The sequence below is a fragment of the Glaciecola sp. 33A genome (assembly GCF_002836745.1).
In the GTDB taxonomy this organism is placed as follows: domain Bacteria; phylum Pseudomonadota; class Gammaproteobacteria; order Enterobacterales; family Alteromonadaceae; genus Glaciecola.
The window spans coordinates 226,346-239,052 of the sequence record NZ_PJAR01000040.1 but is presented as its reverse complement, the minus strand read 5'-3'; the positions used below and the strand labels follow the sequence as shown (position 1 = coordinate 239,052).

Sequence of the window (12,707 nt, the reverse complement as noted above, 5' to 3'; positions counted from 1 at the left end):
CTTCTCGTTCTTCCTACGTTAAGTTTGTGTATAAACTAAAAAAACGTTGACTGTATTTATTGTTGGCTTGCTAGTTTTGTATTTTGTGTAATTGCAGATGCCAGTGCTCTGTAATGGCTTTCTGTTGTCTGCCACTTAAACAGGATAATTGACTTAATCATATCGGCAATTTTATCGTTATTGGGGACTACCTTGATAGCAGAGGATAACCCTATTATATGTTCCTGCGTAGGCTCTAATATTAAGAAAATACACAATTGTGTACAGCGCGAACGAGATGAAATTTGGTAATAAACGTCCGTCTTTTGGGAGTGGGTTTTCTTATTTATATGCGCCTTGTGATCATTAGTATCGGAAGATATTTCCTTATAACAATCACCAAGCAACGGGTTTTCTTGACTCATCGAAATTAAAAAATGTGTTTCCAAAGTCGTATTGCAAAATAACGTAAACCCAAGCCAAATGCTAAGCAGCATGGAAAAAGCTAACTGCAATATATAAAGATTTGGCATTACTGTCGATGGCAACGACCAACAAATAATAAGTGGTACTACATAACCATTGAAAAATTGAATTAAGCCAACGTTACACCGAGTAACAATAATGTCACGATATGCGATATCGAACTACACCTTAACTCTTTGCAACACTTTCTGAACCATGTAGGTTAAATCTGGGTCTTCACATTTTTTATGGCCCATAAACCACGCGAACAGATCTGGGTCATCGCAGGTTAACAAACGTTCAAAAACGACTTTTTCTCCTTCGGGCAACTCATCAAAAGCTTGGTCAACAAAAGGAAGAAATAGCACATCTAACTCTAACATCCCGCGCCGACATGCCCATCTTAACCGAGCGACTCTTTTTGCTGTAAACATTGGGTACCTCATGCTTTATTTCGTTGTATAGTAGCATAACGCAGATGATTGCAGAACTGATCAAAAGATATTTTAAAAGTCGATTTATTAACGTGAAAAATTCAAGATAATGTGCTGTTGAATGGATCATCATCTTGCAAAGTAACGTACCATCCCAATATCAATTGTACACACGGAATAGATTGCACTGTTATTGTATGAAACGATGCAATCTCGACAGTATTAGAGGCTACAAAATGTCATCTCAAAACGAATTTATCGCAAAATTGAACCAGCTTGGTTGTGTCACATTTTCAGGACCACAAGCCACAGAGTATTTACAAGGTCAGATTACGGTAGATGTGAAAAAAATGCATGAAAATGCAGCCAGAATTGGTGCACATTGTGATTTTAAGGGTAAAACTATGTCCGTATTTACCGCAGTGCTAAGCAGTAATGTTTATCATTTGATCATGCGCAAATCTGCTATCGAAAAAAGCCTTGCCGAATTCAAAAAATATGGTGTCTTCTCTAAAGTAGATATTCAGCAGGCAGTCCCCGAGATGAGCTTTTTCGGAATATCTGGGAAGGCGACATTAGACGCTCTTAAATCATTGTTTGCAGAACTAAACGAACAACATCTGAGTGTGCTTAGTAATGAATTTGGCAGTGCGATTTGCATTAACATAAGCACGCCACGATATATACTCGCTCTAAATTCTGATGGCTTGGCTTTGTTTAGTAAACTAACCAACGTTGCTACTTATCAGGACGAAAATCATTGGGAGGCCATGGATATAATTGATGGTATCCCTTATATAGAAGCTCAAACCAATAACGAATTTGTTCCTCAGATGCTCAATTTACAATCTGTCGATGGTATCGATTTTGATAAAGGTTGCTACATGGGCCAAGAGACTATTGCACGCACAAAATTTCTAGGGCGCAATAAAAGAGCCTCTTATATTTTAATTCATCAAGGTGTTGATGCATCCATCGAATTAACACCAGGAGATGCTTTAGAAAAGCAGGCAGGTGAAAATTGGCGCAGCGGAGGCACTGTCCTGCAAAGCGCAGTGCTGAATGACGCCACACTATTGTTTGGTGTTCTTGCAAATGACACGCAAACAGGTGATGTGTTAAGATTGAAAGCGTTCCCAGAGCAACAGTTTACAGTAAGTGCTCTGCCGTATAAATTAGATTAAGAAAAGGATACAAGATGCAAATACAGAAAGATAATGTGGTTACACTTCATTACACAGTAAGTACCACCGAAGGTGAAATGATTGATTCGTCTCATGAAGCGCCTCCAATGTCATTTTTGCAAGGCAGTCATTTCATGATTGAAGGCATTGAGGATGCGTTAGATGGGAAAGTAAAAGGTGATAAATTTTCAGTCAATGTTGACCCTGACAAAGCGTACGGTGAACGTCACGATGATTTAATTCAAGAAGTTCCTTCTGACATGTTCGAGGACATGGACGTTGACGTAGGCATGAGCTTTAGAGCAACGACGGACGATGGCGAACAGTCTGTGATGATTATCGACAAAACGGACACGACAGTAACAGTCGATGGCAATCACCCATTAGCCGGCATGTCGCTCGCCTTTGACGTTGAAGTTGTGGATGTACGTCAAGCAACTGCAGATGAGATCAAGCATGGTCATGTGCATGGTGAAGACGACGGTGAACAGCCACACTAAAATACAACATTGCTTGCGAACGTTGCATGCCAGATGCAGGGCATACGATGGGCGTGATATTGGCAGTGGGTAAACTGCCATTACAAGCCATGTTTTCGAAGACGTTAGATAGCGTCTTCGTCAGTTTCACCAGTACGAATACGGACAACTTGCTCAACATCAAATACAAATATCTTACCGTCGCCGATTTTACCCGTTTTTGCCTGCTCTAAAATAGTTTCAACCGCTCTGTCTACTAAGCTATCCGGTACGACTAGCTCAATTTTTATCTTGGGTAGAAAATCCACATTGTATTCGGCTCCACGATAAAGTTCTTTATGACCTTTTTGCCTTCCAAAACCCCGAACCTCTGTCATTGTAATACCACTGACACCTATTGAAGATAGACCTTCACGAACGTCATCTAGCTTAAACGGCTTAATAATAGCCTCAATTTTTTTCATTAGATTTGACTTTCCTTATTCATGGTCATAAACGGTAGGAATAGAGAGTCGTTTATGTTGCGTTTTTAAGTATATAGCTAATAGTTTATCGTCGGCAACCTTATCCGTGCTTTTACCTTCTAAAAAGTCATCGATTTGGTCATAGGTTAATCCTAACGATGACTCGTCTGATTTCTGTGGTGACAGTGTTTCTAAATCCGCTGTTGGCGGTTTTGTAATAATTTTTTCTGGCGCTCCAAGGTGCTTTGCTAGGCTGCGAACTTGACGTTTACTTAGACCAAACAAAGGCGCTAAATCGCATGCACCATCACCAAACTTTGTATAAAAACCGGTAATATTTTCTGCTGAATGATCAGTACCTAGCACCAATCCATTCATCAACCCAGCTATATCGAATTGGATAGCCATTCTTGCTCTAGCTTTGGTATTGCCTTTAACAAAATCACTCTTTTGAGCTGAAAAGCTATTCACGCCTGCGGCTAATAAACCATTAACTGCACTTTCATGTATCGCGTTTGCACTTAGATTAATATTTGACGTGACTTGCAAACTTGGTTGGATAAAATCAATAGATGCTTGTGCATCTTCTTCATCGGCTTGAGTACCATAAGGCAATCTAACCGCGATAAACTGATATTCATCATCAGATTCTTGATTCAATTCATTAACTGCTGATTGTGCCAAATGACCTAATGTACATGAATCAATGCCACCGCTGATCCCTAGCACTAAACTATGCAAACCTGACTCGCTTAGTTTATCTTTAATGAATTGAGTTCTGCGTTGGATCTCATGTTCGATGTCTATTTCAGGTAAAACACGCATTTCTTGGATTACTTCAGACTTCAACATCAACTATTCCCTTTTTATTTTTCTAACGAAGCGTCTTTATTATGGGCTGATAATTTAAAATAGTTAAAAAATCAACTAACGCTGCACAATGACAGTCATTCTTCCAAGTTCGTGTTTTATATAGTAACACAAGGTATTAACTAAGCTAACGAGCGCTGTTACTGTATACGCAACTAAAATAAAAATAGAGTATAGTTACATGAATTTTTATCGGGGGTCACTGTGTTAAATAACAAGATTACCACGCAAGTTAGTAAAACCAGTCAAAAAGGCGTTACCCTTCTTGAGATGATGATCACATTAGCGATATTAGCGATTGTGTTAACGGTTGTCGCGCCCAGTATGCAAAACTTCCTGATTAAAAATAGGATTACCGGAGAAATCAATGAAGTCAGCGGAATAGTTCAATATGCTCGCCACCTTGCCATAGATGAACAAATCAACGTCGTTGTGTGCCCATCTGAAGACTTTGAAGCATGCGGAACCAATTGGAATAATCCCAAAATTGTGTTCATTGATAGCAATGCAGATGGTAATAGAAACTCAGATGAAGAACTTCTAGTAGCGACCGCCAAGGCGTCCGACTCGACCAAAATGACGGGTCCAAATACGAGTATTAATTTCCAATATACCGGCGCCGCTAGTCGGTCTTTCAGTATTCAACTTTGTCCAATAAACGATGATGCAACTGTTGCTCGAGCAATTTTAGTGTCTTTGCAGGGGCGAGTCAAAGTCAGTTCTGATGCAGACGATAACGGCACACATGAAGATATGGATGGAGTTGCATTAAACTGTCCCTAAGCAATAATGATGTAAATGAAACCCCTAGTGCCAACTTTAGATGGCAACCTGCACCTAGGCTATTTTCTTGGTCTTCAAAATTAGTCACATACACAGACAAATACAGGTCAATTTAACCAAGGTATTTAGATTCTACAAGACGGACAACGTTGACGCTGTTACTTCTTAGGCAGAGGGGCTAATTAGCCTCGTAATCGCGTTATTGACACCCACTTCAATATGAAGCGGGTGTCAATGAAGAGCGTATAGAGAATTAACCATCAACTAGCAAGTCCAACAAAACTCGTTAGTAGCAATGCTTCCATTATTATCAAGATCCCATGCTTTGCGCCCATCACTATAAATGAAAAGTGCGCCATCACTTGCTAATGATCCCCCTGATATCGGGGTTGCTTTCAAACGGAATGCGATACCGTTAGCTGATACGTCATCTATCGTCAACTCATATCTTTTATTGCCCGCAGGTTCAGAACTGGGTGAATGCGAAGCGAATATAGTTGGTTTTCCTATATTCGCTCCAGTTTCAGCTGCCCCTTTATACGAAAAGCTAGAAGCGTTATGTCTCTCCATCGCTGCCGCGAAAGACATAAGGTCAGCTTGCGCTGTGCTTCTTGCGGCAGCATTAATCATATTTTGGTAACTGGGAAATGCAATTGCAGTAATGATACCTATAATGGCGACTACAATCATCAGTTCAATCAGCGTAAACCCATTATGCGTTTGTTGAAATTTCATTTATTGACGCTCCACTTCTGTTTTCCAAGTATTTTTCTGAACTCGCTCAAACTTACCGTATATGTTTCTGGCTAAACATTCAAAGTCAGAACCACAAGATACAATTTGGCCGTCTTCATCTGTCACAATCACGGCAGACACACACTCTGCACCAAGACAGACAACTGGTTTAACGATATTCTCAATGAGTATTTTAGTATCCGGTGCAATACCGGTTTGCTTGAGTAACGCAAACCTATCAGTGGCATCTTTTTGATCATTATTATTTAAATCTTCAACCGCATTGGCATCAATAAGATTTACCAAATATGCTCTACTATTTCCTGTTGGGGGAGCACAAGCACTGGCACTAGAGCTCGCAGGAAGGTAAGTGGTAAAGAATATTTTATAATCAAGTATTAACGGTGACGCCAATACTTTTTCACCATTTTGAGTCAGACGGATCATCCAACCATCTTTGGATGCAAGCAGACTGCTTTGCACTGCTCTTTCTTCTACATTATCACTGGTCAATAAATGCTCTGTCGCGTCGTATAAACTAGCAGGGGTGACTGGTGTACCAGGCAGTATGAATTTGTTGAATTCATCACGAACAAATACACCTTTGTCTTTAATCATGAAAAAACTATCTTCAATGCTCGTATTCAGAGGACCAGCTCTAAAACCAGAACCGATAGCAACTGCAAAATAATGTTCGTCTGTTGTAGAAATTTCAGCAATATCAGGTGCGTAATAGAAGCGTCGATTTTGTTCTATTGTATCTCCACTCATCTTTGCTAATATCCCACCACTAACCAAGTTGCTAGCACTTTGGCCATTGTAGATATCTAAACGGAATATCTGCCCGCCCATATCAGCCACATACATATGGTCAGCTAGACCATCGTTATTACGGTCAATGACTGAGATCCTTGCAGGAATACTATATTGCATATCGCTTAACAATAGATCACCACTATCATTACTTGCAGACCACAGTAAGTCACCGGTATTTGCATCAATAATATACACAGCATTACCCATTGAGTCTTCACTACGATTTGCTTTTGCGTCTTGGTCAGGATCATAACCAGCACCAATGATCATGACATCTTTGACTGTGCCACCAATATTGATCTTTGTAATAGTGGGTCTTGACCAAGATTGACCCATTTTTGCGTAATCACCTTGGCCACCGTCAACCGTAAATACAATTTTAGGATCCATTTTAGAGGTTACATCAACAACATAGTAATTGTTCCCACCCCGACGCATTCCGATATAAATGTATTTTTTATCATTGTACTCACGGTAAACCATGTCGCCATCCAGTCCATAAATATGATTGAACGAACTGCCGTTGCGATAAAAATCGTTCAAATTTTGCATTAATTCTTTGGGCATTATTGCAAAGTTTTCTTCACCTGTTTCAGAATCAATCGAATGCAAGAAACCATGGTTAGTCGCAACAAAAACAGCACTGTCAGTTGCACTGTAATTAACAATAACAGGCTGCGAATGTATTGGGTCGCCCATTTGCAAACGAACGTCTGTAGTAGAACCATCGCCATCGTCATCTCTAACATCGACACCTCGGGCCCATTTAAGAACGAGTTCTCTGGTACCAGCGGGGTCTGAAACTGGATCCAATGCTAAGTCAGCATCTGTGATATCGGTATTACTTTCAGAAACCTGATTGGCTGGGATGATGACAGACCCTGTAGTATCAAAAAAGTATACTTTTCTGATTAAGTCTAGGCGACTAGCCGCGCCGCCAGTTCTAACATCATTACCATCTTGAGTCATGGACCAGTAAGAATGAGAGTTTTCAGAGAAAAAGCCTGAACCACTGTCTACAGCGTTGACACCATTTTTATCCAATACTTTATCACCACTGATTCGGTATTTTTTCAGATTACCCGGCCAATTTGTTCCTTCAGAAGGTTTAAATAAGGCAAAATATAATTCATCTCTATGGGTTAAACGATTTAATTGGTTTACAGCAACACCAGGAGAAACGAAGGTTGCATTGACATCTTTCACGTTGCGCAAAATACTTTGAAATGCCAAAACTAAGTCATCACTATTGTCCGCCTGATAGAAGCCTCCTCCTCCTTGTAATGCAAGTTGATTTAAGAAGTTGTTTGCTGTGCTGTTAGCTGCAAAACCAATGGTATGAGTGACTACCCTGGCGTCTATGGCTGAATCACCAGCGTTGCTTATATTTTTAACCAAGTCCACTCCACACTTCTCGCCACCACTACCTGAACAACTAGTACCTAGCAATGTTTGTATTTCAGCAACACTGTGGTTATTGTTGGCTTCCCCATCGGATAACAACACGATATGGTTATTTACTTGGCACTGCAGGTCTGTCACGGGAGAAATATAATTCGCACCTGTCGGAATATACTCCTGAGTACAATCCCAATCACTCAAGTTTTCTTCGTTACAGCCGTTGGGGCGGATCGCATCATCGCCGACGTAAGACGCGCGATGACTTACTCTTGTGCTACGTCTGACGTAGTTGCTAACGGAGTCTTCACCACGTTTTCTGCCATAATAAACGGGACCACCCGCAAAATACTGTGAAGCTTCGTACAATGTATCAACGATCGGTGTCATGCCATTTGATGCTAACTCATCAACTTTACTCATAAGATGTTGGCGAACAGTTGCAGATGACCCAGGCACTGCATTACCTTCAAATTCAACAACTAATCGAGCCGCTCCTGAAGGTTTGCCGTTAACGGTATATCCGCCCCTACTAGCATTAGTAAAGTTGGACATAATAAACATCATTTTGTTACCGTTTCTCCAACCAGAGCGGTTAACGATTGTCTGAACAATACTGGTAATGGAAGGGCTTTTGTAGTCACGATTTTTGTACCAAGATTCAATATTACTCCAAGTAACAGGTGCTGTTTTACTTTTATTGCGCTGCATGTAACGAATATAAGGACTAAAGTCATTAGGGTGGTCCTCGTTGACACCTTGAATAATCATAGATGCGCCGCTAGACGTGCCATTTTGATAAGCTGTAAACTCTAGATAAGCATCAGTAATAGTCGCATTTTCAGGAATATTTACACCCGCAAAACGTAAACCAATATATTCATTCGAATAAGCGTTAAATGTTAATTCTTGTCCTGTATTCTGATAGCCATTTGAACGCTCTTCCGCATTCTCGCGCTGTGAGTTTACCTGATATATCAAACGCTCACGCATGCACCCTGTTGCTGTAGTCTCGTCATACGTGACAATTAATTGAGGCGTTGAACCACTGCCGTCCTCCAACGACGATGTTTTGCGACCGCTTGAAGCAGATACGCTTGTGCCCTCTATGATGAGATTGAGGCTATTGCCACCGCACCAATCACCTCGATTAATGACTTCTTGCAACACTGCGCTAATATCAGGTGATAACACGCTCTCACTGGACAGTGGAAAGTTATTATCATTGTCCCAAATCACCTCAGCACTCGTGGTTACGCGGTTTGAAATATTACTAACTTCATTTTGAAAAGTCGTTGAGTTACCTATCGCCTCCGCTCTAAATGATAAAGTGGCGTCTGAGGTATTCAGAGTACTTGATGTAAAACGCACACGAGCGCTGGTGATCACAGCTCCTCTTGGAATTCGTAAACCTTGGTATCGCAAGCCAGTTACTACGCTATCTGTTCCTTTGGTTAAATCAATTTGCATCGAGGAAATAGTAACGTCATCGTCAATTTCATAAGCATCGTCACTGCCTGAAGTAATTGGAATAATAATCTCAGGGGCAACCGGCGAGTCTATTCCGCGTACAGGAAATAAAATAGGACCACCAAAATCTGAAAATCGCATCAAACCAGCGTTTATATTAGTGGCTGAACCTAACGCGGTTTTCAGTGCATTTTGCACCCTTAGCATTCTAGTCTCATTAGTACCGTCTTTGGATCCCATAGAGCCAGAACTATCCATAATAAACAATACATTAGGATTATAGGTATTCGATGTGCCTCCTGTTCCTAAGTATATTTCGAGGTCGTCTCCCATGGCACTCATACTGATCAAAACAGTTAATAGAAAGGCGCTGACCGAACTTGTAATTCTCTTGATTGACATACCTAATACCTCAATTCGATGATGGTGCGAAAACAGCTGCACTCATTGTATTTGCTACGGCATAATTGCTTCCCACAGTTTTTCCGCAGCCTCTAACAATGAAAATATGACAGCTAATATTGCTGCCACCAATAACGTTACTCGACCCTCTGCATGCCTCTTCTCGAACAAAAACACTTTTAGACCAACTTGCCGTTACAGGATTAGTTCTGAAATCGCCTTGAGTTGTATGCATCTTTCCTCGCGTTAATCCATCATTGGTGATGAAGCGGTCAGTACGATCATTGTCAAAACAACTTAATTCATCATTCGCAAGATCTAAGGCAGTTGATTGCCTTGCTTCAGACAGCGGGTCCGATTTAAGTGGATTGGATAATAAAGATTCGTCTTCTGCCTCATAAACCACGCCAGCGAGTGCAGCTTCAGCCGCATCAAAAGCAAATGATTTACGCTCTAGTGATGCAGCCATTTTAGTCTGTAATATGCCACTAGAAACGGAGGCAACGCCTAGAATAGTTAATGACATCAGCACCAACAGGGCAAACACCATGACCACACCTTGTTGACTTTTCATGCATTACTCCTTGCGAAATTTTTCATATTTCTTAATGTTATTGTTGTTTCAAACGATTTATATAGGCCATTATCGCCTGGGACATAATTTGCTTCGTTGAGTAATCTAAAAAATGGCTTGGTTTTGACTGTAATGTCACTATCAGCGCGCACCACAAGAGCGATACGCAAAGCAACGATTGTTTTGCCATTGTCTATTGCAAGTTGGATCCCATCCGCCGTAATAAAACGAGTAGGGATCGCTGACCCTGCAGTAGACGCTAGATCAGTAATACCATAGGTTACTTGAAAGTCCGTTACATCGTCTAAAATGGTAATTGAATTGTGACTATTATGACCATCAGCCACTTTTTGCCCACGTAAATAACGGCCATCAAAGCCCCTACATTTGAGCTTATTATCAGCAACGAAATATTCGTTAACCACATAAAATTCTTCTTCATTTAAATAACCGAGGGCGTAACCTCTGCAATCCATGTTGCTTTGCAAGCTAACGACTAAGGTATCGTTGCCCCCACTGCTGCCTTGAACCGCACCTAAATTTGTTCTCACCGCAAAATCATTAGGCAATATTATGGGGTGATTTCGTACAAAGTTGTTTTCGTCGACAACGTCGACGTTAATGTTTAACTTAGGATTCATTTGGTCATACAAACCCACCATCAATATTTCGCTGCGCAAACGATTAATAATAAATCGCCCGCTTTCTTGAGTCGATGCCATCGCTCTATTTAATTTTTCAGTGACCGAGTTGCTGACCATTATCTGAATGACCGCACCTGCGATCACTAGTCCTAGTGCCATCGAAATCATTATTTCGACTAACGTGAATCCTTTTTGATTTTTTTTGTGGCTAATTTTGTTGATAAATAGATTCATAAAGCAACCTCAACCACAACGCAGTCGTTGGAATCGGTTGGCGTCGTATTACATGCACTATTTAACACTCGCTCATTGCCCTGCCAGTTGCGCACAGGCCAACTAACAATGACTTCGTGAATAGAGCCAGCGCTACATAAGTCAGTATCGCCCAAATCTTTATCTGTGCATGTCAGGCTTATTTGAGCATTCGGATTATTTCGTGCAGCGGCACATGACATTTGATAACCGTCAAACTCAGCTAGTTCAGCTGAATTACAATCACCTGTTTGGCAATTGGCAATAGCAGCAGGATGCGCTTTACAATGGCATTCATAAGGACTTGCGTCTGTTACTGCGCACGTCAGGTTGCCGAAGTTATATATTTCGTCATCAAAATAATTATTATCAACAACAAAGCCATCTGTGGCGTCAGATGACATCGCATTTGCATTCAAACGTTCACTAAATTGCTGGGCTACAAAGACAGCTTGAGTACGATTCAGAGCATCGGCGTTAGAAAACGATCCGACAAATTGCAATGATGCAACGCCCAAGAGGCCGATTGATAGTATAAAAAGAGTTACTAACACTTCGACCATGCCAAGTCCGCTTTGGGATAGCATTGATTTTTTTGCTAATTGATTAGTCGGCTTATTCAGCATCATAATTATTCAAAAACAGCTTCTTCATAACATCAGCTTACATGAGATGCACGGGTGTTTGGTTATCGTGAATAAGTCTAACGTATTAAATACGTATCGAAACTGAACTGAAGTAGGTTTATAGCGGGGATGGTAGCGCAAAGCTTTGTTTTTAATATGCTTCGCGCTAGTTTATTTATTTTACCAAAGCTTAAATTTGCTTAATGCGTAGCTCTTTTGGCACAGCGAATTCTATTGTTTCTTCGCGCCCAGGGCGTTCAGATGCAGTAACGGCACCCCAACTAAGTAATTTATCAACGACCCCTTTAACCAGAATCTCTGGTGCTGATGCGCCCGCAGTGACACCGATGTTATGGACGTCGGTTAGCCATTCTTTTTGAATACAATCTGCATCTGCAATTAGATGCGCTTTTGAACCAATTTTTTCAGCTAATTCTCTCAACCTATTAGAGTTTGAACTATTTTGTGCGCCCACAACCAATAGAATGTCGCAATCACTCGCAAGTTCTCTTACCGCATCTTGCCGATTTTGCGTTGCATAACAGATATCATCTTTACGCGGGCCATCAATTTTTGGAAATTTTCGACGCAAGGCATCAATAATATCGGCAGTGTCATCTACGGAAAGCGTTGTTTGGCTACAATAATAAAGTGTATCAGGGTTGTTAACCACTAGGGTTTCTACATCGTCAATTGACTCAACTAAATATATACCTCCATTAGGGTTGTCATATTGTCCCATTGTGCCTTCAACCTCAGGATGTCCTTGATGTCCAATCAAAACACACTCAGTGCCTTTTTTGCTGGCTCGAATTACTTCCATATGAACTTTTGTCACCAATGGGCAAGTTGCATCAAACACCTTGAGCCCGCGATGATGAGCTTCTGCACGAACTGCTTGCGATACGCCATGAGCAGAAAAAATAACAATAGTGTCGTCAGGAACTTCAGTCAACTCATCAATAAAAACCGCACCGCGTTTTTTCAAACCATCAACAACGAATTTATTATGCACAACTTCATGACGAACATAGATCGGCGCCCCAAACATCTCCAGTGCACGTTCGACTATAATAATAGCGCGGTCGACTCCTGCGCAGAAGCCTCTAGGGTTAGCCAAATGGATCTTCAT

At 41.0% G+C, this 12,707-nt stretch carries 13 protein-coding genes; 3 read left to right on the top strand and 10 right to left on the bottom strand.

The features are described from left to right. Positions 1-56: 56 nt before the first annotated feature. Complete coding sequence (locus CXF81_RS11320) at positions 57-512, bottom strand: hypothetical protein (RefSeq protein WP_157825552.1); 456 nt, start codon at positions 510-512, stop codon at positions 57-59. 114 nt (positions 513-626) lie between these two features. After that, on the bottom strand, positions 627-878 hold the full coding sequence (locus CXF81_RS11315) for a succinate dehydrogenase assembly factor 2 (RefSeq protein WP_101181450.1): 252 nt from the start codon (positions 876-878) through the stop codon (positions 627-629). 236 nt (positions 879-1,114) lie between these two features. Between CXF81_RS11315 and ygfZ the strand changes: the two genes are divergently transcribed. Further along, positions 1,115-2,062: a tRNA-modifying protein YgfZ gene (gene ygfZ / locus CXF81_RS11310; RefSeq protein WP_101181449.1), complete on the top strand. Its 948-nt coding sequence runs from the start codon at positions 1,115-1,117 to the stop codon at positions 2,060-2,062. A 14-nt stretch (positions 2,063-2,076) separates the two neighbouring features. After that, the gene (locus CXF81_RS11305; protein WP_101181448.1) at positions 2,077-2,562 is read left to right on the top strand and encodes a peptidylprolyl isomerase; all 486 of its coding nucleotides are present in this window, start codon (positions 2,077-2,079) and stop codon (positions 2,560-2,562) included. A 104-nt stretch (positions 2,563-2,666) separates the two neighbouring features. Here the strand turns inward: CXF81_RS11305 and CXF81_RS11300 are convergent, their stop codons facing one another. Next, positions 2,667-3,005 (bottom strand): P-II family nitrogen regulator, encoded by a 339-nt coding sequence (locus CXF81_RS11300; protein WP_006009951.1) that lies wholly within the window; start codon positions 3,003-3,005, stop codon positions 2,667-2,669. A gap of 15 nt (positions 3,006-3,020) precedes the next feature. After that, positions 3,021-3,857: an ammonia-dependent NAD(+) synthetase gene (gene nadE, locus CXF81_RS11295; protein WP_101181447.1), complete on the bottom strand. Its 837-nt coding sequence runs from the start codon at positions 3,855-3,857 to the stop codon at positions 3,021-3,023. 222 nt (positions 3,858-4,079) lie between these two features. On the opposite strand from nadE, the gene CXF81_RS11290 reads away from it, so the two are divergent. Then, positions 4,080-4,658, top strand: a complete 579-nt coding sequence (locus CXF81_RS11290) for a GspH/FimT family pseudopilin (RefSeq protein WP_101181446.1) — start codon at positions 4,080-4,082, stop codon at positions 4,656-4,658. 264 nt (positions 4,659-4,922) lie between these two features. On the opposite strand, the gene CXF81_RS11285 is transcribed toward CXF81_RS11290, so the two are convergent. From CXF81_RS11285 to ispH, 6 genes are all read right to left on the bottom strand, one after another. Beyond that, positions 4,923-5,393: a type IV pilin protein gene (locus CXF81_RS11285; protein WP_101181445.1), complete on the bottom strand. Its 471-nt coding sequence runs from the start codon at positions 5,391-5,393 to the stop codon at positions 4,923-4,925. Beyond that, positions 5,394-9,479, bottom strand: a complete 4,086-nt coding sequence (locus tag CXF81_RS11280) for a PilC/PilY family type IV pilus protein (RefSeq protein ID WP_198556383.1) — start codon at positions 9,477-9,479, stop codon at positions 5,394-5,396. Positions 9,480-9,489: 10 nt separating this feature from the next. Beyond that, positions 9,490-10,053, bottom strand: coding sequence for a PilX N-terminal domain-containing pilus assembly protein (locus CXF81_RS11275; protein ID WP_101181444.1), 564 nt, complete (start codon positions 10,051-10,053; stop codon positions 9,490-9,492). Next, a complete protein-coding gene (locus CXF81_RS11270) occupies positions 10,050-10,931 on the bottom strand; it encodes a PilW family protein (protein WP_101181443.1) in 882 nt (293 codons plus the stop codon). The genes CXF81_RS11275 and CXF81_RS11270 overlap by 4 nt, the downstream gene beginning before the upstream one ends. After that, complete coding sequence (pilV, locus tag CXF81_RS11265; protein ID WP_101181442.1) at positions 10,928-11,578, bottom strand: type IV pilus modification protein PilV; 651 nt, start codon at positions 11,576-11,578, stop codon at positions 10,928-10,930. Before pilV ends, CXF81_RS11270 begins: the two co-directional genes overlap by 4 nt. A gap of 187 nt (positions 11,579-11,765) precedes the next feature. Then, on the bottom strand, positions 11,766-12,707 hold the full coding sequence (ispH, locus tag CXF81_RS11260; RefSeq protein ID WP_101181441.1) for a 4-hydroxy-3-methylbut-2-enyl diphosphate reductase: 942 nt from the start codon (positions 12,705-12,707) through the stop codon (positions 11,766-11,768).